At 63.0% G+C, this 25,670-nt stretch carries 18 protein-coding genes and 1 pseudogene; 9 read left to right on the top strand and 10 right to left on the bottom strand.

Going from position 1 to position 25,670, the window contains the following annotated elements:
- Positions 1-2: 2 nt before the first annotated feature.
- The 6 genes and pseudogenes from FQU74_RS09535 to FQU74_RS19625 form a co-directional block, all read right to left on the bottom strand.
- A complete protein-coding gene (locus FQU74_RS09535) occupies positions 3-191 on the bottom strand; it encodes a hypothetical protein (RefSeq protein WP_146286152.1) in 189 nt (62 codons plus the stop codon).
- Between the two features lie 58 nt (positions 192-249).
- The gene (locus tag FQU74_RS09530) at positions 250-1,185 is read right to left on the bottom strand and encodes a carbohydrate ABC transporter permease (RefSeq protein ID WP_146286151.1); all 936 of its coding nucleotides are present in this window, start codon (positions 1,183-1,185) and stop codon (positions 250-252) included.
- Positions 1,186-1,396: 211 nt separating this feature from the next.
- Complete coding sequence (locus FQU74_RS09525; RefSeq protein WP_146286150.1) at positions 1,397-2,341, bottom strand: carbohydrate ABC transporter permease; 945 nt, start codon at positions 2,339-2,341, stop codon at positions 1,397-1,399.
- A 71-nt stretch (positions 2,342-2,412) separates the two neighbouring features.
- Entirely contained in the window at positions 2,413-3,735 is a 1,323-nt protein-coding gene (locus FQU74_RS09520) for an ABC transporter substrate-binding protein (RefSeq protein WP_170246211.1), read from the bottom strand.
- Positions 3,736-3,916: 181 nt separating this feature from the next.
- Positions 3,917-4,951: a LacI family DNA-binding transcriptional regulator gene (locus FQU74_RS09515; RefSeq protein WP_146286148.1), complete on the bottom strand. Its 1,035-nt coding sequence runs from the start codon at positions 4,949-4,951 to the stop codon at positions 3,917-3,919.
- A 284-nt stretch (positions 4,952-5,235) separates the two neighbouring features.
- A pseudogene (locus tag FQU74_RS19625) lies at positions 5,236-5,490 on the bottom strand (transposase); the annotation flags it as partial.
- A 397-nt stretch (positions 5,491-5,887) separates the two neighbouring features.
- Between FQU74_RS19625 and FQU74_RS09505 the strand changes: the two are divergent.
- The 7 genes from FQU74_RS09505 (at position 5,888) to FQU74_RS09475 (ending at position 11,207) form a co-directional block, all read left to right on the top strand.
- Positions 5,888-6,361, top strand: coding sequence for an Lrp/AsnC family transcriptional regulator (locus FQU74_RS09505; protein WP_146286146.1), 474 nt, complete (start codon positions 5,888-5,890; stop codon positions 6,359-6,361).
- A 130-nt stretch (positions 6,362-6,491) separates the two neighbouring features.
- On the top strand, positions 6,492-7,274 hold the full coding sequence (locus FQU74_RS09500; protein ID WP_146286145.1) for an ABC transporter ATP-binding protein: 783 nt from the start codon (positions 6,492-6,494) through the stop codon (positions 7,272-7,274).
- Positions 7,275-7,303: 29 nt separating this feature from the next.
- A complete protein-coding gene (locus tag FQU74_RS09495) occupies positions 7,304-8,071 on the top strand; it encodes a transporter substrate-binding domain-containing protein (protein ID WP_146286144.1) in 768 nt (255 codons plus the stop codon).
- 16 nt (positions 8,072-8,087) lie between these two features.
- Positions 8,088-8,798 (top strand): ABC transporter permease, encoded by a 711-nt coding sequence (locus FQU74_RS09490; RefSeq protein WP_229704288.1) that lies wholly within the window; start codon positions 8,088-8,090, stop codon positions 8,796-8,798.
- 7 nt (positions 8,799-8,805) lie between these two features.
- The gene (locus tag FQU74_RS09485; RefSeq protein WP_146286143.1) at positions 8,806-9,495 is read left to right on the top strand and encodes an ABC transporter permease; all 690 of its coding nucleotides are present in this window, start codon (positions 8,806-8,808) and stop codon (positions 9,493-9,495) included.
- A 29-nt stretch (positions 9,496-9,524) separates the two neighbouring features.
- The gene (locus FQU74_RS09480; RefSeq protein WP_170246210.1) at positions 9,525-10,760 is read left to right on the top strand and encodes a trans-sulfuration enzyme family protein; all 1,236 of its coding nucleotides are present in this window, start codon (positions 9,525-9,527) and stop codon (positions 10,758-10,760) included.
- 9 nt (positions 10,761-10,769) lie between these two features.
- Positions 10,770-11,207, top strand: coding sequence for an Lrp/AsnC family transcriptional regulator (locus FQU74_RS09475; RefSeq protein ID WP_146286141.1), 438 nt, complete (start codon positions 10,770-10,772; stop codon positions 11,205-11,207).
- A 50-nt stretch (positions 11,208-11,257) separates the two neighbouring features.
- Here FQU74_RS09475 and thrC read toward each other — a convergent pair whose 3' ends face one another.
- The 4 genes from thrC to FQU74_RS09455 all read right to left on the bottom strand — a co-directional run bounded on the left by thrC (position 11,258) and on the right by FQU74_RS09455 (position 15,433).
- Positions 11,258-12,646 (bottom strand): threonine synthase, encoded by a 1,389-nt coding sequence (gene thrC, locus FQU74_RS09470; RefSeq protein ID WP_146286140.1) that lies wholly within the window; start codon positions 12,644-12,646, stop codon positions 11,258-11,260.
- Complete coding sequence (locus FQU74_RS09465) at positions 12,643-12,846, bottom strand: hypothetical protein (RefSeq protein WP_146286139.1); 204 nt, start codon at positions 12,844-12,846, stop codon at positions 12,643-12,645. The genes thrC and FQU74_RS09465 overlap by 4 nt, the downstream gene beginning before the upstream one ends.
- A gap of 116 nt (positions 12,847-12,962) precedes the next feature.
- Entirely contained in the window at positions 12,963-14,369 is a 1,407-nt protein-coding gene (locus tag FQU74_RS09460; protein ID WP_146286138.1) for an aldehyde dehydrogenase family protein, read from the bottom strand.
- Positions 14,366-15,433, bottom strand: coding sequence for a homoserine dehydrogenase (locus FQU74_RS09455; protein ID WP_206665006.1), 1,068 nt, complete (start codon positions 15,431-15,433; stop codon positions 14,366-14,368). Before FQU74_RS09455 ends, FQU74_RS09460 begins: the two co-directional genes overlap by 4 nt.
- 361 nt (positions 15,434-15,794) lie before the next feature.
- Here FQU74_RS09455 and FQU74_RS09450 point away from each other — a divergent pair, with 361 nt between their 5' ends.
- Together FQU74_RS09450 and FQU74_RS09445 are read left to right on the top strand one after the other, a co-directional pair.
- Complete coding sequence (locus FQU74_RS09450; RefSeq protein ID WP_146286136.1) at positions 15,795-16,823, top strand: UTP--glucose-1-phosphate uridylyltransferase; 1,029 nt, start codon at positions 15,795-15,797, stop codon at positions 16,821-16,823.
- 415 nt (positions 16,824-17,238) lie between these two features.
- Positions 17,239-25,644, top strand: coding sequence for a glycoside hydrolase family 94 protein (locus FQU74_RS09445; protein WP_146286135.1), 8,406 nt, complete (start codon positions 17,239-17,241; stop codon positions 25,642-25,644).
- Positions 25,645-25,670 lie beyond the last annotated feature (26 nt).

The raw sequence follows: 25,670 nt of genomic DNA, 5'->3' as shown, positions 1-25,670 counted from the left end.
GGCTATTCCGGGAAGTGGCTTGTGATGATGAACATGACGGTTCCAACCAGCGTGACGAGGAAAGACCAGGTGAAGGCCCAGAGGAAGAACGGCTGCATCAGCATGAAGACGCCAAGCGCGATCAGGATCGTCGCGAGCATCTCCCACGGGCCACGGCGCAGGCGAAGGAGACCAGAAAAGAAGGCGGTCATGGACGTATGCTCCACATATGGCTCACATATGGCTGACGTATGGCTGAGGGACGTACGTTCATTTCCGCACCGCACCGAAAGTGATGCCGCGCAGAAGGTGTTTGCGCAGGAGGATGGTGAAGACCATCACCGGCAGCAGGAACAGCGTGGCGCCCGCGGCGACGGCGGGCCAGTCCTGCCCCCCGGTGCCGATGATGGTGGGGATGAAGGGCGGGGCGGTCTGGGCATTGCCGCTCGTGAGGAGCACGGCGAAGGCGTATTCGTTCCAGGCGAAGATCAGGCAGAAGATGGCGGTGGAGGCGATACCGGTGGCGGCCTGCGGCAGCACGACCTTGCGGAAGGCTTGAAAGCGGGTGTAGCCGTCGATCAGCGCGGCCTCCTCGTACTCGCGGGGGATTTCGTCGATGAACCCCTTGAGCAGCCAGACGGCGAGCGAGATGTTCACCCCGGTGTAGAGCAGGATCATGCCGAGATGCGTGTCTGACAGACCCAGTTCGCGATACATCAGGTAGATCGGGATGGCGACGGCGATGGGCGGCATCATCCGGGTGGAGAGGATGAAGAAAAGCAGGTCATCCTTTAGTGGCACCTTGAAGCGCGAGAAGGCATAGGCGGCCAGCGTGCCGAGGATGATGCTGAGCGCGGTCGAGCCGAAGCCGATGATGACCGAGTTCATGAACCGCTCGCCAAACCGGGAGGGGCCGGTGATGACCATGCCCTGATCGCGGGTAATTTCGTCATACCAGGTTTCCGCCGGCGGGGGCGGGGCGTCCTGGCTGATGCGGGTGCGGCTTGTGAAGAGGTTGACGTAACCTTCGACCGTGGGGTCGAACACCAGCTTGGGCGGGTAGGAGATCGAATCCGGGCCGGATTTGAAGCCGGTAGAGATGATCCAGACCAAGGGCAGCAGGGTGACGATCGTGTAGAAGGCGACCAAGAGACCCGCGACCCATTTCGAGGCTTTGCTGGGTTCGGTGATGGAGTAGGCGGTCATCTGCAACGTCCTTCCGGCCGGGGCGCGGGCTTGGAAAGGCAGAGCCTTTCCCTGCGCTTTTGCGGGGTAGAGGTCCAAGCGGCGGCGGTCCTAGGCGCAACACGGCCCGGCCCGCGCCCGGCGGGGGAGACGCCTGCGCCTTTGTCCGCGATGCAGAGCGCGCTCGCTTTGGCTTGGGGGATGGCCCATGCCGGTTGTGTGACTGGCATCCTCACCGCTCCTTAACCTTGTTCAGCGCCTTGACGTAGATCGAGGCGAGGCCGAAGACCGTGACAAACAAGATGATCGCATAGGCCGAAGCATAGCCGGTGCGCCACTTCTCAAACGCTTCGCGCTTCAGGTCGATCGAGGTCAGCAGGGTTTCATTGCCCGGGCCGCCACCGGTCAAGAGCGTGACCATGTCGAACATCTTGAAATTCTCGATGCCGCGGAAGAGGACGGCGAGCATCAGGAAGGGCAAGGCCATGGGCAAGGTGATGGTCCAGAACTGGCGCCATTTGGAGGCGCGGTCCACCTCTGCTGCCTCGTAGATGTAATCGGGGATTGACCGCAGACCGGCAAGACAGATCAGCATGACGAAGGGCGTCCACATCCAGGTGTCGACGATGACGATGGCCCAGCGGGCCCAGCCACCAGGGCCGAGCATCGAGAAGGAGGAGGCGGGAATACCCGCCACCGCCTCGACCGCGTAGTTCACGAGGCCGATCTGCGGCTGGTAGAGGAAGGTCCAGAAGTTGCCGACGACGGCGGGGGACAGCATCATCGGCAGCACGATCAGCGTGGTCAGAAGATCGTTGCCCTTGAACTTGCGGTTGATCAGCCAAGCAAGCGTAAATCCGATGACGACCTGAAAGGTGATCGTCCAGATCAGGAAATGCGCCGTGCTCTGCATGTTCGCCCAGGTGTCGGCGTCGGTCAGGATGCGGCTGTAATTGCGCAGACCGACCCATTCCACCTCTCGGTTTGGGCGGTTGGCGGCGTAATTGGTGAAAGACAGGCGGATCGTCCAGATCAGCGGAAAGATGTTGATCGCCAGTAGTAGAAAGATAGTCGGGGCGACGAATATCCAGGCGATGGCACGGTCGGATAGGCCGCGAAGGCGGCGGGCCACGGGGCGCGGGGTCGCGCGGGCGGCGATGTCGATGGGGTTGTGCATGGAACCTCAGGGCCGCAGGCGGGGCGGGGTGCGGCCCCCGTCATGGGGGGGGCCGCGTTCAGGCGGGCAAGTCAGAGTTTGCCGTCATCCTCGAACACTTCGGTCCAGTCGGCGATCATGCCGTCCAGTGCCTCTTTGGCGGTGCCGTTGCCGGCGACCACATAGTCATGAAAGCGCTTCTGTGAGGCCTGCAGCAGCGAGGCATAGCTGGGCTCGGCCCAGAAATCCTTCACGATGGCCATGCTGTCCAGGAAGGTCTGGGCATAGGGTTGGCTCGTGGCGAAGGCCGGGTCCTCTACGACGGCACGCAGGCAGGAGAAGCCGCCAATCGACCACCATTTCGACTGCACCTCGGGCTTGGCGAACCATTTGATGTATTCCAGCGCCGCATCCTGCTTTTCAGAGTAGGCGACGACCGAGATGCCCTGACCGCCCAACTGAGCGAATTGCTGGCCATCGGGGCCCGCGGGGTTGACCAGATAGCCGGTCTTGCCGCCGCCGACGTTGGGATCGACCTCGAACCCCGGCCAGGTGAAGGCGAAGTTCATCTGCATGGCGACCTGGCCGGATTTATAGGCGTCGATGCCTTCGCCCATATAGGTGTTGGAGGTGCCGGGGGCGACGCAGCAATCGTAAAGCGACTTGTAGAACTCAAGACCCGCCACGGCGCCGGGGGAGTTGACAAAGCCCTCCATCTCATAGGGCTTTTCCGGATTTTCGTAGAGGAAGCCGAAGGAATAGAGGACATCCATCACGCCCATGGTGATGCCCTCGGACCCGCGTTCGGTGTAAATCGACAGGCCGTAAACGGTTTTGCCGTCGATTTCGCGGCCCTGGAAGAATTCGCCGATGTCCTTGAGTTCAGCAAAGGTGGCGGGGGGCGTCAGGTCGCGGCCGTATTTTTCCTTGAACGCGGCCTGGATCTCGGGGCGTTCGAACCAGTCCTTGCGGTAGGTCCAGCCGACCACGTCGCCGAAGGCTGGAAGCGACCAATAGTTTGGTGAGTTCTTCGGCCATTCGGAATAGCCGGTGACGGTGGCGGGGACAAAGGCATCCATGGTGATGCCATTGGCATCGAAGAAATCGTTCAGCTTGACGTAATGGCCGTTCTCGGCGCTGCCGCCGATCCATTGGCTGTCTCCGATCATCAGATCGCAGAGTTTGCCGCCCGAATTCAGTTCGTTCAGCATGCGGTCGGCGAAGTTGGGCCATGGCACGAACTCGAACTTCATCTTGATGCCGGATTCGGCCTCGAAGTCCTTGCTGAGTTCGACAAGTGCGTTGGCCGGGTCCCAGGCGGCCCAGCAAAGCGTGAGTTCGGTCTGTTGTGCCTGTGCGGCATTGGCAGACAGCAGGGCTATGGCCGCGGAACCGGCCAATTGTGCGATTTTCATGAATCCTCCCACGGATTTGGAATGCCTAGTTACGGCGGCGTGCCCTTGGCGGAAACCTGCGCCCGGGCCTTCTGGCTGAGCTGACCTTGCGGCATGCCGGGGCGTTTGTCTACTAATTTTTGAGGTGCGTACCTCAAAAATCTTCCAGGGGCAGCGCGGCTTGGAGGTGGTATATCGTAAGTTATTGATCTGGAAGGTTTTCGCGGATCAGGATTTCGATGCGCAGCTGTTCCTGTGCGGCGTCGATCGGGGCGCGATCGGCCTTGGCGCGCAGGACGCGCAGGGCGGAACGGGCGAGATGGCCTAGATTCTGGGTGATGACTGCGTCGATCTGGCCGCCTTGCAAGGCGCGGCGGGTGTGGGGCGTCAACTCGTGCCCGATGATGGTGAATCGCCCGGTCAGGCCCAGATCGGCCAGAGTGGCGGCCAGCGCGCGGTGGCCGCTGCCAAGGACATAGATGCCGCGCAAGCCGGTGGCATGGCGCAGGCGTTCGGTCACCACGGCGCGCAGGGTAGCGTCCGAGCCATGGGTTTCTAGCGTGGGCAGCACCTCGAGCCATGGAAACTCGGCCTGAATTACGGCGTCAAATCCATGGCGGCGTTCGATGGCGTCGCGGAGTTGCATCGATTCTGCCAGCGCCAGAATCTGCCCCGGCCCGCGCCCGACAAAGCGACCCATCAGCACGCCTGCCGTGCGGCCTGCGGCGCGGCTGTCGATACCAACGAAGTGATCGCGGTCGGTATTGGGCAGGTCTGACCCGATGGCGATTACCGGAATCCCCTTTTCACGCAAGGCTTTGACGGCGTCGCGCAGGACAGGGGTTTCCGGGGCCATCAGGGCGACGCCCTCGGTTTCAGCCGGGGGGAGGGCGTGCAACAGGGCGGCCAGACTGTGCGGATCCTCTGCCGGGTAGCGCAGGATCTGCAATTCGGTTCGGGCGACAGCGGCGGTCTGGGCGGCGTCGTGCAGGGCGCAGGCCAGCGTTTCGACATACTGGCTGCCGGAATCGGGCAGGGCGGCAACAAGGCGGTATTGCCGCTGGCGCGCCAGATTGGCGGCGGCGATGTCGCGAACATAGCCGAGCCGCGTGATCGCCTCTTGCACCGCAGTGACGGTGCTTTCCCTTACGCCGGGGCGGGCGTTGAGCACACGGTCAACGGTGGCCAGACTGACCCCTGCCTCGCGCGCTATGTCGTTGACGGTGGGGCGGGCCATCTGTCCTCCCGGTTGAGGGTCAGGTATGGCGCAGCGTTTGAGGTACGTCAATTAGATTGAAGATCAGGGTGTGATGATGATGCGGAAGCCGCCATTCGCCTGACGGCGGGTCGCGGGGAATCCGACGCGGTAAGACAGGTGCAGGGTCTGCAGCGGGTTCTCTCAGGACGCGCCGTGCGATACGCGGCTGTCGCAGGTGCCGCTGCGGGCGGCGCCGTCGGGTCTGGTGCCGCGATGCAAGGGAGACCAGCAGTCGGCGGCGCGTGCCCAGAGGTTGCCTAGGGCAGCATTCCTTCCCAGAGCTCGACCAGCATCCGGGGCCGGATCTGGCGATAGACGATGGACCACTTTCCGAACTCCTCGAGCAGGACGCGCCATGGCAGGTTGGTGAGTGCGATCCAGAAGATCCCATCCAGAACAACACGATGTTTCGGAGGTTTGCGCCCTTTCTGGGCGCGGACGGCCAAGGTGAAGCGATTAAAAAACGCCGAACCGTAGTCCGAGATCAGGTTCGGTCCAAACTGGTCCCCATCGCAGATACCAGCTTTTACCACGTTCAGACCGCCCCGTGATTCCCTTTTGTCAACACGGCCTCGTGGCGCATCAAGTTGCGCGATCTGCGCGCAGAAATGGAGCTGGGCATTGGTGCGGCAACTTCGGTCTGCCGAAGGACAGCGTTTGATGTGCCCGACATCGCCGAATGATGCTGTGCGAACTTGCCGGGGCAATCGTTCGCGGGGCGCTATCGTTGATCCCACCCTGTCGGGAGCATTAAGGGCGGTGCCCGTCAGCGCAGTGGTCCGGCTGTCGATTGCGGGTGGCGGTGTAAAGCTTGCCGCGCACTGCCCATTGCCCCAATCGCGCGAACAAGGATAATTTGCCCAACGCGTTCCGGTCAAATCCGGAGGCAGGATCATCCGGACGTCGGGAGAATACATGGACAATCTTGACCGCAAGATCCTGCGAATTGTGCAAAGGAACTGTCAGTTAAAGGCCGAGGCTATCGCCGAAGAGGTCGGGCTTTCGGCCTCGGCGGTGCAGCGGCGGCTGCGCCAACTGCGGCAGGACCGGGTCATCACCTCGGAGATTGCAGTCGTCGATATGAAGGAGGTCGGCGGCGGCATGACCTTCATCGCAGGGCTGGAGATTGAGCGGGACAATTACGACACGCTGCAACGACTGCGAAACTGGGCAGCCCGCAACGACAATATCCAGCAGTTGTTCTACGTCACCGGATCGGTCGATCTGATCGCGATCATCACGGCCCGCGATGTAACCGAATACGATGACATCGCCGCCCAGATCATGCGCGAGAATAGTCAGGTGCGCAGGATCAACACCAATGTCGTGCTCAAAAGCATCAAGAGCGGCCTTTTTGTCCCGGTGCCGGACGTAGAAGAAATCGACTGACGCGCGGTATGGCGGCGCATGATGGGTCATTGATGACGGATTTCGGCGCATGTTGTATCAAATCTGCAGTCCTCCGGCATGGGCTATCCTTAGTCTCGAACCCTGACAGGATCAGGGGCATGAGGACAGGATGGCCGGACAGGAAGCGCTGCTGCCACTCGATATCAAGGGGGTACACAAGAGCTATGGCCCGCACGAGGTACTGAAGGGGATCTCGCTCAGGGCTAAGCGGGGCGATGTGATCTCGCTGATCGGATCGTCGGGATCAGGCAAAAGCACCTTTCTGCGTTGCATCAACTTTCTTGAGATCCCCGATAGCGGCAGCTTCGTCATCAATGGCGAGACGATACGGCTGAAGCCCGGTCGTGACGGTCGTGCCCATCCGGCCGATATGCGGCAGATCGAGCGTGTGCGCGCCGGTCTTGGCATGGTGTTCCAGAACTTCAACCTCTGGCCGCATATGACCGTGCTGGAAAACGTGATCGAGGCGCCGGTCCATGTTCAAAAGCGTAGCCGGGCCGAGGCCGTGGAGCAGGCCGAGGCGCTTCTCGCCAAAGTCGGGCTCTATGAAAAACGCCACGCCTATCCGGCCTTCATGTCTGGTGGCCAACAGCAGCGCGCCTCGATTGCGCGGGCGCTGTGCGTCGATCCGGCGGTGATGCTGTTTGACGAACCGACCTCGGCGCTTGACCCCGAACTGGTCGGTGAAGTTCTCAAGGTTATACGGGATCTGGCCGAAGAGGGCCGGACCATGCTGCTGGTCACGCACGAGATGCGTTTCGCACGTGATGTGTCCTCGCATGTGATGTTCCTCCACAAGGGCCAGGTGGAGGAGGAGGGGCCGCCCGAGCAGATATTCGGGGTGCCTAGCTCTGCACGGGTGCGCGATTTCACCGGCGCACTGGCCGCCTGAACCAAGAAACATAAACACAGGGAAACAAGATGACCAGATTGACCGCCGCCCTTGCCGGGGCGCTGCTTCTTGCTGCCGGTTCGGCCGAGGCCGAGATCCGCTTTGGCATCATGAACGAAGCCTATCCACCTTTCTTCACCAAGGATTCCAGCGGCACATGGGTCGGCTGGGAAATCGAGCTGATGGAGGCGGTCTGCGCCGAGCTGAAGGAAAGCTGCTCGATCGTCGAGATGTCGTGGGATGGGCTGATCCCCGGCCTGACTTCGGGTCGGTTCGACGTGATCTGGTCGTCGATGTCGATAACAGACGAGCGGCGCAAGACCATCGACTTCACGTCGAGCTACTACAAGACCCCCGCCAAGCTGATAGGGGCGAAGGACGGGGTCACGGGCACGACGCCAGAGGATGTGGCGGGCAAGACGCTCGGGATTCAGGTCTCGACCATCCAGTCCGCCTACTACGCGACCCATTACAAGGATGTGGCGACCGAACGTACCTATGCCACGCTGGACGAGGCCTTTCAGGATCTTGCCGCCGGTCGCATCGACTATGTCTTTGGTGACTCCATTCCACTGATGGAATTCCTCAAGACCGAATACGGCGCCGACTGCTGCGAAGACAAAGGTAACGTCGCGGACGATCCGGCCATTCTGGGCGAGGGGATCGGTGGAGGGCTGCGCAAAGGCGAGACCGAGCTGGCTGCCCGCATCGATGGCGCAATTTCGGCCCTGCGCGCCAAGGGAATTTACCAGGAGATCTCGGCCAAGTATTTCACCTTTGACCCCTTTGGTGGCTGATCCCATGTCGGGGTTGATGGAGAAACTCGCCCTGCTCGCGCTCACGCCTCCCGGATGGGGGGGCGTGCTTCTGGAAGGTGCGTTGGCCACGCTGGCCATATCGGCCGGCGCCTATGCCGCCGGATTCGGGATTGGTCTCGCGGGGGCACTGGGCAAGCTTTCAGGCCAGCGGCCGTTGGTCGCGGCGCTGGATGTCTACACCACGGCTGTACGTGCCATTCCCGAGTTGATCCTGATCGTGGGGCTCTACTACGCCGGTACGGACAGCCTAAATCGGCTTCTGGCGATGTTCGGACTGGAACCGGTCGAGGTGAATGGCTTTCTGGCTGCCGTGCTGGTCCTGGGGATCGTGCAAGGGGCCTACATGACGGAAGTTCTGCGCGGCGCGATCCTTGCAATCCCCGTCGGGCAGATCGAGGCGGCCAAGGCGATGGGCATGCCGCCGCTGTTGCGCCTGCGTCGCGTGGTGTTTCCGGCGCTCATGCCCAATGCTTTGCCTGGCCTTGCCAATCTTTGGCTCAATGTCACCAAGGACAGCGCCCTGATCGCAGTGGTGGGATATCAAGAGCTTGCCCTTGCGACACGGATCGCTGCTGGCAACACCAAGCAGTACTTCCTTTTCTTCCTTGCGGCCTCGTTCATCTACCTCGCCATCACGCTGATGTCGAACCAGGTGTTTCGACTGATGGACCGGCGGTACCGCCGCGGTCTGCCGCAATCCGCATGAGGTCGCTATGAACTTTGGATGGATCGTGACCTATGCGGACCTGCTTCTCTGGGGGGCGGGGCAGACGCTGCTTCTGCTGGTCATATCGGTGGGTCTTGGCTTTCCGCTGGCCATCGGGATCGCGCTTCTTCGGCTGGGGCAGAACCGGGTTCTGGCGCGGCTGGCAGATGGCTACTGTACCTTTCTGCGTGGCACGCCGCTTCTGGTACAGCTTTGGCTGCTTTACTACGGGGTCGGCTCGCTGCTTCCGATGGTGCCGGGCCTGCGTGGCAGCATCCTTTGGCCACTGTTGAGCCAGGGCTTCTTCTTCGCGGCGCTCAGCTTCACGCTCAATTACGCCGCCTATGAGGCGGAGGTCATCCGCGGCGCGCTCCGCTCTGTCCCGAGGGGAGAGATCGAGGCCGCGCGGGCCTTCGGCATGCCCCCGGGGATGGTGACCCGCCGCATCTGGTTGCCGCGCGCGTTGCGTACGGCGCTGCCGGTGATCGCAGGCGGGGTCGTGCTGCAGTTGAAGGCCACGCCGCTGGCCTTCAGCGTAACGGTGATGGATCTCTACGCGGTCGCCTACAAGGTGCGGCAGGATACCCTGCTGGTCTACGAGCCGCTGCTGGTGGTCAGTCTGTTCTTTGTCGTGGTTGCCATTCTGATCAATCGCATCTTCCGCCGGATCGAGGCGCAGGTTCCGATCCGGCGCTGATGGCGCCCATCTATTCTGAAAGGTTGCACATGAATTGCCTGAAGGCCCCTTCGTCCGGGCTGCCTCAATCGGCGCTGCCCGAGACTCTGGCCCTGGATGCCGGACTTATCATCGACCCGGCGACCCGGGCGATCCAGCCCAACATTTCAATGTCGGTCAACAACCAGGTGATCCCCGGAGAGGGTGCCTTTTCGGCGGCCGGTATTGCAGACATTTCGCAAGAACCCTTCACCTATGCCCGGTGGCTGAATCCAACCGTGCGGGCGCTTGAAACGCGCATGGCGGCACTGGAAGGGGGCGAGGACGCTTTGGCTTTTGCCACTGGTGTTGCCGCGATCGCGGGGATGTTTCTGACGGTTCTGAAGCAGGGTGACCATCTGATCATCGGCGACGTGACCTATGCCGGCGCGGCCGAGCTTGCACGCAGCATCCTGCCGGATTTCGGCATTGAGGTGACGCCCGTCAATCTATCCGTCCCCGGTGCGTTGGCTGCGGCATTGCGGCCCAACACCCGGCTTGTTCATTGCGAGAGCCCCTGCAACCCCATCCTGCGACTGACCGATCTGGCCGAGGTGGCACGCATCGCGCATGCCCATGGCGCGCTGGTTTCGGTCGATAGCACGCTGGCAACGCCGGTCTCGACACGACCCTTGTCACTGGGTGTGGATCTGGTGGTGCATTCGCTGACAAAGTTCATCAACGGTCACGGCGACGCGCTTGGCGGGATCGTTGTGGGCCGTCAGGCGCTGATCGCCCCGATGCGGGGTCGGGCGGGGGTCTATCTGGGCGCGGCCATGCCAGCGATGAATGCCTGGCTCATCCTGCGCGGGATCGACACGCTGTTCCCCAGGATGCGCCAGATCAATGCTACCGCCCAACGTCTGGCCGAGTTTCTTGAAACCCATTCGGGGGTTACCCGCGTGATCTATCCGGGGCTTGCGTCGCATCCGCAGCGCCAGCTGGCCGAGCGGCAGATGGACCTGCCCGGCGGGATGATCTTCTTCCAGACCGCCGATCCACCCTTCATGGCGCGCCAGCTGGCGGCCCGACTGCGGGTGATGCACTACGCCTTCTCGCTTGGTCATCAGCGCAGCATCGTCACCCTGCTCGATACGGCTGAAATGACCGGCGGCACCTACAGGCTGACCCCCGAGCAACTCGCTGACTACCGCACCTATGCGGGGGACGGGGGGTTTCGCCTTTCGGTCGGGCTTGAGGCGCCTGAGGATCTGATCCGCGACCTCGACCAGGCCTTGTCAGGCTGATCGCGCGCCATGCCGCGCGATCAGATTGACCTGCGCATTCTGGATGCGCTTGAGCGCAATGCCCGGATTCCGCATGCGGAACTTGCCGGGCAGATCCACCTGTCGCGCAATGCGCTGCGCGCCCGCATTGAACGGCTGGAACGCGACGGTGAGATCGCGGGCTACACGATCCGCCGAAGTGCTGGCCGGGATCAGGCCGGCCCGATGGTGGCGCTGATCTTCGTCTATCGGCAGGACCGCCTGCGCGGCGCCGACGTGCTTGTCGCATTGCGGCGTATCCCCGAAGTCATCAGCTGTGATGTCATGAGCGGCGAGTTCGACATCGTCCTGCGGCTTGAGGCAAGCGCGGCCGATCGTATCCGCGCGATCTGGCAAGAGATCGCCAGCATGCCCGGCGTGCGCGATACGCTGACCTCCTTTGCCCTGTCGCCATATCGCCGGGGCTGAAAAAAGGGCCGCCCGACGGGCGGCCCTTGTGTCGTCCCGGCTCGCGCGATCTAGCCGTGCGGCAGCGAGGCGATCAGGGCGCGCAGCCGGGCGGCGTCATTGGGGGCATTGATCCACCTCTCTGCCCTGCCGCGCAATGCAGACAGGACTTCGGGCTCGGTTGGCTGGATCTGCCCGAGCGACTGGAAGGCCTCCGGGAACTTTGCGGGATGCGCGGTCTCGACCACGACCGACTGACCCGGAAGGTCCAGTGCAAGTGCCGCAGCCCAGGCGGTGGCGCCATGCGGGCAGACGACCCTCCGGTGGCGATGCCAGACCTCGGTGATGGCGGCCAGCGCACCTTCGCGGGAGACCCGAAATGCCACGAAATCCCTGCGCAACGCCATGAGCTCGGGGGCAGCCAGGACGTAGCTGCCTGTGTCTTCCAGTTCCCGCTGCAAATGGTTCACCCGGTCGCAATCGCCGTTCGCAATCAGGTAGAGCATCCGTTCAAAGTTGCTCGAGACCTGAATGTCCATGCTGGGAGAGAGCGTTGCCTGTGTCGGCTGCCGTTCCATCCGCCCGGTTTCAAACAGGCGCGGAAGGACATCGTTCTCATTCGAACACACCACCATCTTGCCGATGGGCGCCCCAAGCAGCCGGGCGAAGTGACCTGCCAGCACATTGCCGAAGTTGCCCGTCGGAACAAAGAAGTTCACCGGCTCGGCCTTTTCGGTCCACAGCCGGGCGGTGGTGGACAGGTAGTAGGCTGTCTGGATCAGGATGCGGACGAAGTTGATCGAGTTGACGGCCGTGAATCCATCGTGCTGGGCCTCGGGGCTGGCGTAAAGTTGCTTGACCAGTGCCTGACAGGCATCGAAATCGCCTTCGATGCGAAGGGGTGCGATGTTTGCGGCCCCGGTCGTGGTGATCTGGCGCTGCTGAACCGGCGAGACCCTGCCACGCGGGAACAGGATTGCCGCGCGGGTGGCCGGACGACCGGCAAAGGCGGCGGCGGTGGCCGCGCCAGTGTCGCCTGACGTTGCACAGAGGATGGTCGCCTCGCCGCCGCTGCTTCGCATCTCATCCGAGATCAGCTCTGCGAGCGGCATCAACGCATAGTCCTTGAAGGCGAGCGTCGGGCCGTGGAACAATTCGAGCGCATGGCACTGCCCGGTCATCATCCTGACCGGTGGCGCGTCAGGCGAGGCGAAGCGGGCATAGGCCCGTGTGACTGCCGCGAGGGTTTGTGGCGCGGCCTCGGGCCGGTCATCAAAGAGCGCGATCAACCCGGCGACTAGCTGTGCCCAGGGCAAGGTGCCAAGGGCGAGCGCGCGTTGCAGGTCTGCCTCGGGCCAATGCTCGGGCATGAAGAGCCCGCTATCCGCCGCCGTGCCGCGTGTCAGAAGCGAGCGCAGCGGGACACGGCCGCCCTGACCGCGCGTGCTGGTAAAGATCATGGCCTCTCCTCTTTTTCAGCCGGAACCGGGGTCTGCGCCTCTGTGCGCAGGAACAAAAGGAAATGCGGCGGTTCGGCCCACTCGGGTCCGGGCCTTGCGATGTCGCAGGCGAGGGGGCGAATTGTCCCCGAACCCTCCAGCGCGTTCGCAAGGCTGGCGGCCTGATCCGCCGGTCCTATGATCTCGATCGTGATGGGCATGCGGCACTCCTTTCTGGTCGTCAGGATATGCCGCATCGGTGCGGGACGTCTGCGTAATGTCCGCAAGTATTTGCGGACTTCGGCGCAGATATGCGGTTTTGCGCGGATTTTGCGCGTCAGGATCGGTTCAGGCAGATGGTCCGCGGCTGCGTCATCTCTTCATACGCGAAACGCACGCCCTCACGGCCGAGGCTGCCATATTTGAACCCGCCAAAGGGCATGGCATCAAAGCGATAGTCCGAACTGTCGTTGATCATGATGCCCCCTGCATCAATCCGGTCGGCCGCCGCCAGCGCAGTGTCGAGGCTGGCTGTGAAGATCCCCGCGTGCAGGCTGAACTCGATAGCATTCGCGCGGGCAATGGCCTCATCGAACGTGTCGAAAGGCTCAAGCATTGCGACGGGTGCAAAAGCCTCTTCCTGCCAGAGCGCGGCGGCATGCGGCACATCTTCGAGGACGGTGGGGGCATAGATTGCGCCTTGCCGCCGGTGTCCACACAGCAGACGCGCGCCCTTGCCAAGCGCATCTTCCACGCGCGCAGCGATCCGTTCGGCACTGGCCTCCGAGATCATCGGACCCATGTCGGTTCCCTCGTTCATCGGATCGCCGGTAACCATTGCCTGGGTCGCGGCAACGAACCGGTCACGAAACATGGCATAGAGCGGTCGGGCGATCAGGATGCGTTGCGTGCCGACGCAGTTCTGTCCTGCGGCCCAGAACGCACCCGAGACACAGGCCGCTACCGCCCGGTCCAGATCGGCGTCGGCCATGACGATGACCGGGGCGTTCCCGCCCAGGTCCATCGCCAGCTTCTTCAGGCCGGCGTTGGCGGCGATGGCCTCGCCTGTGCGAAATCCACCGGTAAAGCTGACCATCCGCACGTCGCGGGCAGACACGAGCGCGCGGCCAAGATCGGCCCCGCCGACCACCGGGGTGATGACGCTGTCTGGCAGTCCTGCGCCGACCAGCGCCTCCACCAGTGCCAGCGCCGAAAGTGGTGCGAGTTCCGACGGTTTGAGCAGAACCGCATTTCCACCTGCAATCGCAGGGCCAAGCTTGTGCGCCACAAGGTTGAGCGGATCGTTGAAAGGTGTGATCGCCGCGATCAATCCAAGTGGTTCGCGCGTGAACCAGCCCTGACGCGCTTCTGAACCCGGAAAGGCGTCAAATGGGATCACTTCCCCGCCGCCCCGTCGGGCCTCGTCAGCAGACAGGCGTAGCGTGTTCACGCAGCGTGCAACCTCTTTTCGGGCCTGGCGGATGGTCTTTCCGGCCTCAAGGGTGATGCGCCGGGCGAAGGTCTCGGCATCGGCGGCGATCCGGCCCGCTGCGCCGTCCAGAATGCTGGCGCGGGAATGACGGGGCAGGGCACGTGCCGCTGCGACACCGGTCCGGGCGCGCTCGAGCACGTCTTGCACATCGGCCACGCAGGTTTCGGGCACATCTGCCAGCCATTGGTCATCGTACGGGCTGCTGACGGCGATTGCGGGCCGGCGGGCGGTTATCGGCGCGAGCAAGGTCATTCTGCGGCCTCCTGATGCATCTGGGCAGTCCGGTCGCGGTGCAGCGCGATGATGTCTGAGAGGAGCGCATAGGCTGTCTCGATCCGGCCGGCACCGGGACCTGTGATCGTCACATCGCCCAGCATCTGGGTGGTGAAGGTCACCGCGTTCACCGCGCCGGATACGCCAGTCAACGGATGCGTGACTGGCAGGCACTCTGCACTGACCCGCGCCTCGACACGGCCATCAGTCTGGCGACTTGCGGACCCGATCAGCTTCCAGCGCTGACCATTCGAGACTACAGTGGCAATGTCTGCAGGCGTCAGGGCCGTAATGCCAGAACAATCGACCTGAGACGGCGCAAGGTCTGCGCCCAGCAGTTCATTGGCCAGGATGACGACCTTGAGTCGCACATCGTGTCCCTCGACATCGGCAGTGGGGTCAGCCTCGGCATAACCTGCGGCCTGCGCCTCGGACAATGCGGCCGCGAAGTCGAGCCCTGCCTCCATCCGGCCGAGGATGAAGTTCGAGGTGCCGTTCAGGATGCCCTTGAACCCGGTGATCCCCGATCCGGCCAGCGCCTGACGTGCCAATCGCAGCACGGGCGTCCCGCTCATCACGCTGCCTTCATAGTCGAAACGAAGTCCCTCGCGGGCGGCCTCTGCTGTCAGGGCACGCGCCGCCAAGGCCACTGGCCCCTTGTTGGTTGTGACGACATGGCGTCCGGCTGCCAGAGCGGCGCGGCAATGCGACAGCGCAGGCTCGCCCGTGATTGCATCGGTATATGTCGCCTCGACCACGATATCGGCAGGTGCATCGCGCACCACATCAAGACTGCGGGGATCGGCGGAGCCGCCCGAAAGCGCGGCAAAGCCGCCGCGGCCAAAGTCGGTCTGGGTCAGGACCCGCGCATCGATGCCGCCCGGCGCGATGATCGAGCCAAGTGCAAGGTCACTGACGCCGACAATGACCAGCCGAAAGCCGAAGTCGCGCTGCCATTCGTCGTTGCGCTGCGTGATCAGTTCGGCCAGTGCGCGGTTTACACCGCCGAAACCAAGAAGCGAGATGGTATAGGTCGTCGTCACTGAAAGCCTCCCCGATGATACGACTACGGCAAAGGGTGACGTGAGCGGACCCGCGAGGCCATTTGGCAATCCGACCAAAATGATGCGCAGATTGCGCAGCATTGGGACGCGGGCGCGGATTGAGCCGTCGAAATGAAAAACGTTTCGTTTCGACTGACACTGGACCCCGATTGATCAGAAGCGAGCTTGCCTTACCCTGTTTCAGGCTGTGCCCGTCCAGGCGCATGATTTTCAATGAGAAACCAGCCACGTAACCCTTCCCCCAAAGCGGTGAGCGGCGGGGGCGGCGGAGTGATCCACATGGCTATTCCCATGAAGGCGCTAACCTCCGTTAGTTTGGTGGCGTCCGAAATCGGCCATCATGAATGAACACCGTACTCAAAAGACGGAAGCCTGGGCAAATCCAGCGCGCCAAATTTTGAACCCTGTTCCAGCCTCGGAGGCCCTTGTGCCGATCACGCCTATCAGAACGGTCATCATCCCCGCTGCGGGGAAGGGCACGCGGCTCTTGCCCGCGACGAAAGTGACAGCAAAGGAACTTTTGCCGATTTTTGATCGCGTGGTCCTCGATTTTGCCATCGAGGAGGCGGTCGAACTGGGCGCGGATCGGATTGTCATCGTCATCAGCACAGCAAAAATTGCTATTCAAGATTACCTGAGTGGTCACGTCCTTCAAGCGCGGCACAGTGCCCCTTCGGTGATCGGCAGGCCAGGAGCCACTGTCCCGGAACTGATCTTTGTGACCCAGGATCGTCCGCTGGGCCTCGGCCATGCCGTTCTCTGCTGCAGGGAGACGACCTTGCCCGGGCCTTTCGCTGTGCTTCTTCCCGATGACATCATATTTGGCCCGAACTGCCTTGCTGAAATGGCAGCTCACTACACCGGCGGCCACATGGTCGCGGCAATGCAGGTCAGGCCGGAAGACGCCTCTCAATATGGCATCTTCCGGCTTTCCGGGCAGCCGAAGGGCAATTGCTTGCCAGTGTCTGGAATGGTCGAGAAGCCATCAGTTGGCCATGCGCCATCATCGATTGCAGCCGTAGGACGTTACATACTGGATCCGGAGATCTTTAAGGTGCTGGAGAGGACGCCACCCGGAAGGGGAGGCGAGCTTCAGTTGACTGACGCCATCACGATGTCGGCCGACGCCATACCCGTCGTGGCTTTCAAATTCAGCGGAAACCGATATGACTGCGGCAATCATGATGGCTTGCTCGCCGCTTCGGTGGCTCGAAAGGCAATCGTTCAGCAGCAATGCGCCGCTGTTCTCAAGTCTGCCTCGCTTTTTGATACCCCTGCGGATGATATCGGCGCTATACTTCACAAGGTGAAAACGCCGGATCAGTTCATGAGTCCGGCTCGTCCAAAGAATTCAGTCGACACAATGTGAGTGACGCGAAAGGCGCGAGGTCCGTAATGGGCCTTTGCCTCGTTTTCCTTCGCCACCAACGCGTTTCGAAGACAGGCGCGACCCGATCCAAAGCGCAGGCTTCTCGCGCTCAAGGCCGGGAAGCCATGTCTGGTTTCTGGGTACTGCCATAGCCGGAAAGGATACCTGCGATGAACTGGGAGCAGATTGAACTCAAATGGGCCGCGATGGCCCGACGTGTCCGCGCAGATTGCACTGCGGATAGAACCGTTCCGACAGGCGGGTCTGTCCAAGGCTTGCAGCGTCGCGATACCCACGCGGCAACGAACACGATGAACATGTCTGAGATGGTCAAGGGGCCTGAACTCGAGACTTCTGCCAAGTGAGATGGGGAAAGGGTCAGCGTCCTGATCTGCGAAGCTTGATCGGCGCACATATGACCTTTGTTCCCGGCGTCTGGCAGGACAGCGCACCCATTCGGTCTGACCTCTTCGGAACGGAAAGGCTTGAGCATCACGCGCAAAGCCTTGCCTCGGCGCAGCCGATCTCGACGGGCAAGCCCGTTCGGGTTCAGCCGCTTCGCCACAGGGTTAATGAGAACGCCGACATCCTTCTGCAGGCCTACCGCACCTGCGCGCAGGCCTTGCAGGCGGGTCAGGTGATCTCTCCCGCCGCCGAGTGGCTTCTGGACAACTTCCACCTTGTCGAGCAGCAGTTGCGCCAGATCCGTGATGACCTGCCACCGGGATACTATCGGCAGCTTCCGAAACTGTCCGAGGGGCCGTTTGCGGGCTATCCACGGGTATTTGGCCTGACCTGGGCCTATGTCGCACATACCGACAGCCTGATGTCCGGGCCTGTGCTGGCGCGGTTCGTCAAGGCCTATCAAGAGGTCCAGCCGCTGCAGATTGGCGAACTTTGGGCCGTCGCAATCACCTTGCGGATTGTTCTGGTCGAGAACATGCGGCGGCTGGCTGTTCAGATCGTCGAGGGACATGAGCTGCGCCAGCAAGCGGATACCATCGTCGACGCCGTCCTTGCCGCCACGCAAATCCCCGGCCAGACAGCGCTCTCGGTGATGCAGCAGGTTGTCGGGCCATACGAATTGGCACCGCTTCCGGATATCGTTGCAAGCCAGATTGCCAAGCGCCTGCGCGGCGTAGATCCCCTGCACACGCCGCTTCTGGGCTGGCTTGAAGACCGGCTGGCCCGGCAAGACGCCTCGCTTGACGATGTGATTGCGAACACGCAGGCCCGGCTCGGGGCCTCTAACGTCACCATGCGGAACATCGTGACTTCGATGCGACTTGCGTCGGAGATGGACTGGGCCGATTTCTTCGAGGAGGTGAGCCTCGTCGATGCCCGCCTGCGCAACAACCCCACGTATCCCGCGATGGATTTCGCGACCCGCAACCGATACCGGACAGAGATCGAGGTTCTGGCGCAGCATTCGCCCCGCACCGAGGCTGAGGTGGTGGAGGCCGCGCTGTCCAAGGCCGACAGCCGTGAGGCCGAGCATGAGCGCGATCCCGGCTACTGGCTGATCGGCGACGGTCGCAGGCAGTTCGAAGCATCGATCGACTATCGCCCCCCTGCTCGGGTGGCGGTGTTTCGCATGGCTGCAAGGCTGGGTCTGCCCGGCTACTTGACCGCAATTGCGGCGGTCGCTGGCACCATCCTGATCCTTGCGTTGGCAGTGATGGCATCACAAGGGGCAGGCGCTTACACGCTGCTGGCCTTGGGTGTTGTCGGGGCCGGGCTTGCCGTTGATCTGGGCATGGCAATCGTCAACACGCTGATCACGCGGTCCGTTCCGCCCAAACCCCTCTCGGCCCTTGAACTAGCAAAGCTGATACCGCCGCATCTGCGCACGCTGGTCGCTGTTCCGGTGCTTTTGCGTGACAGCGACGACATCGCGGTGATGATCGAGCGGCTGGAGGTTCATCACCTTTCCAGCGCGGGCGGCGCAGTGCATTACGCGCTGCTTTCAGACGCGCCGGATGCGGCGACCGAGATCGACCTTGGGGACGCCGGGCTGGTTGACGCGGCTGCCGATGCCATCGCACGGCTGAACGCGCGATACCCTTGCGAGGATGGTGACCGCTTTTACTTCCTCCACCGGCGGCGGTTGTGGAACCCGGCCGAAGGCGCGTGGATGGGGTGGGAGCGGAAGCGCGGAAAGCTGGCCGAGCTGAACCGTTTGCTGCGCGGGGCGCGCGACACCAGCTATGCGGTGGTCAGTGGCCGGCTGCCCGCTGATATCCGCTATGTCATCACATTGGACGCCGATACCCGCCTTCTGCGCGGGACGGTCGCGCAGATGGTGGGCAAGATCGCCCATCCCCTGAACCGCGCACGTTTCGACGCCAGCCTGCAGCGCGTGACCGGCGGTTACGGCATCCTGCAACCCCGCGTCAGCCCCTCTCTGCCAACCGGGCAAGACGGTTCCCTCTATCAGGGCCTCTTTTCCAGCCCCGGGGGGATTGAGCCATATGCGGCAGCGGCCTCTGACATCTATCAGGACCTTTTCGGCGAAGGCACGTTTACCGGCAAAGGCATCTATGACGTTGACGCCTTTGAGGCGTCGCTCAAAGGCCGGGTGCCGGAAAATACCCTGCTGAGCCATGATCTTTTCGAAGGGACCTTTGCGCGGGCCGCACTCGCATCCGACATCGAAGTGGTCGAGGATTACCCTGCGCGGTACGATGTCGATATTCGCCGGCAACACCGTTGGGCGCGGGGAGACTGGCAGCTGCTGCCCTGGTTGTGCGGGCACAGACGCCATGAACGGGGCGGCGTTCCCGCTATCGGGCGATGGAAGATGCTCGACAACCTGCGCCGCTCGCTACTGGCGCCCTTGGCTATTCTCTCCCTCGTGGTTGGCTGGATGCTGCCCTTGCCGCTGGCCGCGATGTGGACAGCCCTGACGGTCGCGATGCTTTCGCTCCCGCGCTTCCTTTCATTGCCCTTCGACATCTTCCCCGCCCGCGCCGGGGTAACGATGCGCAGCCATTTCGCGGCCGTCTGGTCAGATACGCTTACCGCCCTTGGCCAGACGGCGGTCAGTCTGGTGCTTCTGGCAGACACGGCCGCCACCAAGATCGATGCAATCTTGCGGACGGCGTGGCGGCTTGTTGTGTCGCGCAGGCACCTTCTGGAATGGCTCACCGCCGCACAGGCCGGCAGTAGCAGCCGTCCAGGCTTGCTGGTTCAGTACCAGTCGATGCTACCGGGCCTGTCGCTGGGTCTGGGTGCCTGTGGCCTCGCCTGGGCGATAAATCCTGCAGTCTGGCCGCTCCCACTGATCTTCGGCTTGCTCTGGTCCGCAGCGCCCGCCCTTGCTCGCGCGATCAGCTTGCCGCGGGCGCAGAAACTTTCCGCCGCCCTGTCTGCCGCCAAGGCACAGGAATTGCGGCTGATTGCCCGACGGACGTGGCGCTATTTCGAAACCTTCGTCACTCCGGAAGAGAACTTCCTCCCACCCGACAACTTTCAAGAGACACCAAGGCCGACCATTGCCTCGCGCACCTCGCCCACGAACATCGGCCTTTATCTTTTGTCCACCGTCTCGGCGCATGACATGGGATGGATCGGCAAGCGCGCAGCTTTGCAGCGGATGCAGAACACCCTGCAGACAATCCAGCGAATGCCGCGCTTTCGCGGCCATCTCTACAATTGGCACGATACCCGAGATCTGCGCGTGCTGGACCCGGCCTATGTGTCCTCGGTCGACAGCGGCAACCTTGCAGGGCACTTGATCGCCGTGGCGCAGGCTTGCCGGGCATGGGCAGCCGATCCGATCCGGGACGGTCAGGCGGTTGGCCAGGCAATGGCGGATTGTGCCTTGCTTGCACGCCGCTCGCTTGGGTCGAACGCGGAAGATCTGGCCCTGATCCGCGCCCTTGATGCGATCGTGGACGCAGCCGCAGGCCGGGCAACGCCACCTGGCTTGCTGATGGGCCTGATGGACAGCGCCCTCGCGCTGACCGGCGACACCCGTTCCGAGGCGAAGTTCTGGATCGCAGCCATGCAGACGGCGCTTGCGGATCATATTGCCGATCAGGCCGATCCGGCTGAGACGGCGCTGCTTGCAGAAGTGGAGAACCTGTGCCGCAGCCTCGCCATGGAGATGGACTTCCAGTTCCTGCTGGAGCCGGACAAGAAGCTGCTCTCCATCGGCTTTTCGGTGGCGACTAACCGGCTGGATGCAAACTGCTATGATCTCCTCGCCTCTGAGGCGCGCCTGGCCAGCCTGTTTGCCATCGCAAAAGGCGACGTGGAAACCCGGCACTGGTTCCGGCTGGGACGTCCGGCAACACCAATCGGCTCAGGATCGGCACTGATTTCCTGGTCCGGCAGCATGTTCGAATACCTGATGCCGTCGCTGGTGATGCGTGCCCCGGTGGGCTCGGTTCTGGAACAGACAACGCGGTTGGTCGTCGCCCGGCAGCGTGCCTATGCCGCCGCGCTTGGAATCCCCTGGGGTATTTCCGAGTCTTCGTACAACGCCCGCGACCTGGAAATGACCTATCAGTATTCCAACTTCGGCGTACCGGGACTTGGGTTGAAACGGGGACTAAGCGAAAACCGCGTGATCGCACCTTATGCGACCGGCCTTGCGGCGATGATCGATCCCGTTGCCGCATCGAACAACTTTGCCGAACTCACGAACCTCGGGGCCCTTGGGCGCTATGGTTTCTACGAGGCGGTGGATTTCACCCCATCCCGCCTGCCTGCGAACGAACCCAGGGCCATTGTGCGCAGTTTCATGGCGCACCATCAGGGCATGACGATCACCGCAATCGCCAATGCCCTGCAGAACGGTCGGCTGTGCGACCACTTCCACGCCGAGCCGATGATCCAGGGCGTCGAGCTTCTGCTGCAAGAGCGGATCCCCCGTGATGTCGCCAGCGCCCCGCCGCGTGCGACCGAAGTGCTGGTTGCGCCGGTCGAACACCATGAGGCGCCCGCCGTCCGCACGTTTGAAAACCCTGCGTCCGAGGCTCCGACCGCCCATCTGCTGTCTAACGGAAACTACGGCGTGATGCTGACCCCTCGGGGAGAGGGCTTCAGCCGCTGGCGGGACATGGCGATCACGCGCTGGCGGGCCGAGGCGACGCAGCCGGCCCTTGGGTCGTTCCTGTTTCTGCGTGACACTGCCTCGGGCGAAGTCTGGTCGGCCGGGATCGAGCCAACGCGCGTGGGGGCCGACCGGCACCGCGCTGTCTTCTGCGAACACCATGCGGCCTTTACCCAACACATGCCACGCCTGACGACGACCACCGAAGTTGTTGTCTCGGCCGAGGACGATGCCGAAGCGAGACGCGTCACCCTGACCAACAGCGGCCGCCGCGCACGAGAGATCGACGTGACCTCCTATGCCGAGCTGGCGCTGGCCCCGGCGGCGGCCGACCTGGCGCACCCGGCATTCTCCAAGATGTTTGTCGTGACGGACTACCTGCCGGAACTTGGGGTCATCATAGCCACCCGCCGTCGCCGCTCACCCCATGACCCCGAGGTCTGGGCCGCGCACATTGCTGTGGTCGAGGGAGAGGAGACCGCGCCGATCCAGATCGAGACGGACCGTGCGAGGTTCATCGGGCGCGGACGGAGCATCGCCTCGGCGGCCATGACCGACCAGCCACTTTCCGGGACCATCGGCACCGTGCTTGATCCGGTCTTTTCGATCCGGCGTCGGGTCGTTGTGCCGGCAGGGGGCACGACGCGCGTGACATTCTGGACCATGGTCGCCGATACGCCGGATGCGCTGCTTGATCTGGTGGACCGGCATCGCGATCCGACTGCCTTTGCACGCGCCGCCACGCTGGCCTGGACGCAGGCACAGGTGCAGTTGCGCCACGTGGGCATCACCCATGCCGACGCGGCGGTCTATCAGGCTTTGGGTGGCATGGTGATGCGCAACGACGGCCGGATGCGCGCCTCGCCCGCGCAAATCATCGCGGGCGCTGCGCCGCAATCCGCACTCTGGGCACTTGGAATATCGGGGGATCTTCCGATCGTGCTGGTGCAGATCGATGATGCCGAAGACATCGCCGTCCTGCATCAGGCGATCGCCGCCCATGTCTACTGGGAAATGCGCCAGCACGCCGTGGATCTGGTCGTGCTCAACGACCGCACATCCTCTTATGTGCAGGACTTGCAGATCGCCATCGAAAGCGCTGTGCGCGCCGCCCGGTCCCGCCCACGAGCCACGGGCATCCACGCCCCGGCCAAGGGGTCAATCCACGTGCTTCGCGCGGATCTTCTGGGTGCCAACGCGCGAGCGCAGCTTCTCTCTGTGGCGCGGGTGCTGCTTGTGGCAAGCAGGGGCGATATTGGAGACCAGATGGCACGTCTTGCACGTCCGCCTGTGACAGAGCCGCGCAGACTGCCGACCCCGTCGAAAGCCTCACCCGCGCGGGACCTGCCGCAGCTTGAATTCTTCAATGGCACCGGCGGCTTCGACCGCGACGGGCGCGAGTATGTGACGATCCTGCAAGGGCGGCAGACGACGCCGGCGCCCTGGATCAACGTCATCGCCAACCCGAGGTTCGGTTTTCAGGTCTCATCCGAAGGATGTGGCCATGTCTGGTCGGAAAACAGCCGCGAGAACCAGCTGACGCCTTGGTCAAACGACCCCGTGATGGATCCGACGGGCGAGGCGATCTATCTGCATGATCTCGACACCGGCCAGATCTGGACAGCAACTGCCCAGCCCATTCGCGGCACAGGGGTCTTTGTTGCGCGTCACGGGTTCGGCTATTCCCGGTTCCAGCATGACGCCCACGGGATCGCGGCTGACATGGTTCAGTTCGTGCCGCTGGATGAGACGGTCAAAGTCAGCCGGCTTTCGCTGCGCAACATCGGCGCGACGAACCGGTCCCTTTCGGTGACCGCCTTCGCCGAATGGGTTCTGGGTACCGCTCGCGGTGTGACGGCGCCCTATATCGTGACGCGGACTGACCCCGCGACCGGGGCAATTCTCGCGCAGAACACCTTCAGCACGGCCTTCCCGGACCGCATTGCGTTTGCCGATTTCGGGCCCGGCTGCACCAGCTTGACGGCAGACCGGCTTGAGTTCATCGGGCTTGGCGGCTCGCTTGCCTCACCAGCCGGACTCCGCGATGCGCCGCTGTCTGGCAAGACCGGTCCCGCCCTTGATCCCTGCGCCGCATTGCAGCGCCGCGTGACCCTGCGCGCGGGTGAGACGGTGTCGCTGACCTTCCTCATCGGTCAGGCCGACAGTGACGCGAATGCGAGCGCCCTTGTCCAGCGCATGCGGGCGCTCGATACCGAAGCGCTTCTCGGGGCCGTCAGCGACCACTGGTCGTTGCAACTTGGCGCCGTGCAGGTCAGGACACCCGACCGAGCGATGGACATTCTGCTGAATGGCTGGCTGATGTATCAGACCCTTGCCTGCCGGATCTGGGCACGGGCAGGCTTTTACCAGGCAAGCGGGGCTTACGGCTTCCGGGACCAGCTTCAGGACGGTATGGCGCTGACGTTCGCCTCGCCTGCGATGACGCGCGCCCATCTGTTGCGCGCCGCCGCCCGCCAATTCCCGGAGGGCGACGTGCAGCACTGGTGGCTGCCCCATTCCGGGCAGGGTGTGCGGACCCACATCTCTGACGACCGTGTCTGGCTTGGCTACGGGGTCGGGAGTTATGTGGCCGTCTCGGGCGATGCGTCGATCCTGGACGAGGCAGTGCCGTTCCTTCAGGGCCCGACAGTGCCGCCCGGGGCTCATGACGACTTCTTCCAGCCTCAGACGTCGGTCGAAACCGCAACCCTGTTCGAGCACTGCGCCCGTGGTCTGGATCTGGCCATCGCAAAAACCGGTGAGAACGGCATGCCCCTGATCGGCACCGGCGACTGGAATGACGGGATGAACCGTGTGGGCGAAGGCGGCAAGGGCACAAGCCTCTGGCTGGGCTGGCTTCTGATTTCCACGATCGAGCTGATGTCGCCGCTGTCCGACACCCGCGACCCTGTCCGCGCCGCGCGCTGGCGCGATCATGCAAAATCCGTACTCAAGGCCATTGAAACGCACGGCTGGGACGGCGCGTGGTACCGGCGCGGCACCTATGATGATGGCACACCGCTTGGATCGGTCACCTCGGACGAATGCCGCATAGACAGTATCGCACAGTCCTGGGCAGTCCTTTCCGGGGCTGCTGATCCGGACCGCGCGCGCACCGCGATGGCGTCGATGACCCGCCATCTGATACAGCCCGACCCGGGGCTTGCGCTTCTTTTCTGGCCCCCCTTCGACCGCACGCCCCTCGACCCTGGATACATCAAAGGCTACCCGCCGGGCCTGAGGGAAAACGGTGGCCAGTACAGCCATGCGGCCATGTGGGCGATCCTCGCGCATGCGAAGTCTGGCGACGGCGATTCCGCCCACCAACTGTTCGCGATGCTGAACCCGATCAACCATTCCCTGACGCCTGAGGATGCAGAGCGGTACAAGGTCGAACCCTATGTCGTGGCTGCCGACGTCTATTCCGCGCCACCTCATGCCGGTCGCGGCGGGTGGACATGGTACACCGGTTCGGCAGGCTGGATGTATCGCGCAGGGATCGAGGGCATCATCGGTCTGACGCGCCGGGGCAACATCCTATGCCTGAATCCTTGCCTTCCGGCTTCCTGGCCCGAACTGACGCTGACCATCACACTCGGCGCGGCCAGCTATACCGTCTCGATCCTCAATCCGGATTTGACAGGGCGCGGCATCCGATCCGCCATCCTGAACGGAATGACCATGGATGTATCACATGGCATCCTGTCGTTTCCCGTGCTGGACGGAACGCATCACCTGACGGTTACACTCGGGTCACCATGAACCGGCCCAACCGGGATTGGTCGGGC

Source organism: Gemmobacter aquaticus, from assembly GCF_007859075.1.
GTDB lineage: Bacteria > Pseudomonadota > Alphaproteobacteria > Rhodobacterales > Rhodobacteraceae > Gemmobacter > Gemmobacter aquaticus.
The sequence above is the reverse complement of the archived record's forward strand: the minus strand, read 5'-3'. Positions and strand labels throughout refer to the sequence as shown.

Coding starts and splice junctions, on each gene's coding strand:
- FQU74_RS09485 (WP_146286143.1), top strand. CDS start 8,806: ATGAACTTTGGATGGATCGTGACCTATGCGGACCTGCTTCTCTGGGGG.
- thrC (WP_146286140.1), bottom strand. CDS start 12,646: ATGATCTTTACCAGCACGCGCGGTCAGGGCGGCCGTGTCCCGCTGCGC.
- FQU74_RS09480 (WP_170246210.1), top strand. CDS start 9,525: ATGAATTGCCTGAAGGCCCCTTCGTCCGGGCTGCCTCAATCGGCGCTG.
- FQU74_RS09495 (WP_146286144.1), top strand. CDS start 7,304: ATGACCAGATTGACCGCCGCCCTTGCCGGGGCGCTGCTTCTTGCTGCC.
- FQU74_RS09525 (WP_146286150.1), bottom strand. CDS start 2,341: ATGCACAACCCCATCGACATCGCCGCCCGCGCGACCCCGCGCCCCGTG.
- FQU74_RS09490 (WP_229704288.1), top strand. CDS start 8,088: ATGGAGAAACTCGCCCTGCTCGCGCTCACGCCTCCCGGATGGGGGGGC.
- FQU74_RS09535 (WP_146286152.1), bottom strand. CDS start 191: ATGACCGCCTTCTTTTCTGGTCTCCTTCGCCTGCGCCGTGGCCCGTGG.
- FQU74_RS09475 (WP_146286141.1), top strand. CDS start 10,770: ATGCCGCGCGATCAGATTGACCTGCGCATTCTGGATGCGCTTGAGCGC.
- FQU74_RS09450 (WP_146286136.1), top strand. CDS start 15,795: ATGAATGAACACCGTACTCAAAAGACGGAAGCCTGGGCAAATCCAGCG.
- FQU74_RS09515 (WP_146286148.1), bottom strand. CDS start 4,951: ATGGCCCGCCCCACCGTCAACGACATAGCGCGCGAGGCAGGGGTCAGT.
- FQU74_RS09500 (WP_146286145.1), top strand. CDS start 6,492: ATGGCCGGACAGGAAGCGCTGCTGCCACTCGATATCAAGGGGGTACAC.
- FQU74_RS09445 (WP_146286135.1), top strand. CDS start 17,239: ATGACCTTTGTTCCCGGCGTCTGGCAGGACAGCGCACCCATTCGGTCT.
- FQU74_RS09465 (WP_146286139.1), bottom strand. CDS start 12,846: ATGCCCATCACGATCGAGATCATAGGACCGGCGGATCAGGCCGCCAGC.
- FQU74_RS09530 (WP_146286151.1), bottom strand. CDS start 1,185: ATGACCGCCTACTCCATCACCGAACCCAGCAAAGCCTCGAAATGGGTC.
- FQU74_RS09505 (WP_146286146.1), top strand. CDS start 5,888: ATGGACAATCTTGACCGCAAGATCCTGCGAATTGTGCAAAGGAACTGT.
- FQU74_RS09520 (WP_170246211.1), bottom strand. CDS start 3,735: ATGAAAATCGCACAATTGGCCGGTTCCGCGGCCATAGCCCTGCTGTCT.
- FQU74_RS09460 (WP_146286138.1), bottom strand. CDS start 14,369: ATGACCTTGCTCGCGCCGATAACCGCCCGCCGGCCCGCAATCGCCGTC.